Below are 958 nucleotides of genomic sequence, written 5' to 3' on the forward strand. Positions count from 1 at the left end.
CTTATGTGAAATTCCTTTGCAGTAGCACGGACCGTAGTATTGTGATCAATGATGTAGTGGGCGAACGTGATAGCACGTTCCTCCGGCAGTCCTTTCAAGTACGCTCCCTCCCCATGGTGGTGATAGTCCATTTATATGCGGGAGACAGAGGTAATCATGTCATTTTCCGTTGAATAGATAAACCTGTTTGGCAGAAAAACAGATTCCTATTTTGGCTATAAGCGAAACGAAAGATTGCTCAGAACGATAAAGATGATATGATAGAACCATTAAAACTCAAATTGGAGGTTTGGAGGATGGAATATCGTACATCGACAGTGGAGCAAATCAGGGAGTTTTCGAGATATTTACGGGAAGAGGAGCGGGAAACGGCGACCATTGACAAATATTCACGGGATGTAAAGGATTTCTTCATATGGCTGAAAGACCGGGAAATAAGCAGGGAACGTATCGCGGAATGGAAACAACACCTCCGCCGGGTAGGGCGTAAACCGGTGACCATCAATGGGAAACTCTCCGCACTTAACAAATTCCTCTCGTTTCTGGGACGGAACGATTGCCGGATCAAGTATCTCAAGATCCAGCGGAGATTGTTTCGCAGCACCGAGAAACAGCTGAGCAAACAGGAGTATATCCGGCTGATGGAGACTGCCCATAGCTTGGGGCGGGAACGTCTGGCACTGCTTATGGAAACGATTTGTGCGACAGGAATCCGGGTGAGCGAGGTAAAATATATCACAGCGGAAGCAATCCGGGCAGGGCGTACGGAGATTGCTTTAAAAGGAAAGATTCGCACCATCCTGCTTCCAGGGAAGCTCTGCCGGAAGCTGAAAAAATACGCTGGGAAAAGAAAAATCGTCTCCGGAGAGGTATTCCTCACCAGAAACGGAAAAGGGATGAGCCGCCGCCAGATCTGGGCGGAGATGAAGTCGCTCTGCGAAAAGGCGGGGGTTGCACC

The 958-nt window shown here is 48.5% G+C and carries 2 protein-coding genes; one reads left to right on the forward strand and one right to left on the reverse strand.

Annotated elements, in window-relative coordinates; translation table 11 throughout:
• Positions 1–131, reverse strand: a 131-nt coding sequence (locus D5269_RS17940) for a sporulation transcriptional regulator SpoIIID (protein ID WP_347707316.1), incomplete at its 3' end; no start/stop codon positions are given.
• Positions 132–296: 165 nt separating this feature from the next.
• On the opposite strand from D5269_RS17940, the gene D5269_RS17945 reads away from it, so the two are divergent.
• Positions 297–958 (forward strand): tyrosine-type recombinase/integrase (locus D5269_RS17945; RefSeq protein ID WP_120487656.1); only part of this gene is annotated, 662 nt, incomplete at its 3' end.

The sequence above is a fragment of the Anaerotruncus sp. 1XD42-93 genome, from assembly GCF_009917605.1.
In the GTDB taxonomy this organism is placed as follows: Bacteria; Bacillota; Clostridia; order Oscillospirales; family Ruminococcaceae; genus Anaerotruncus.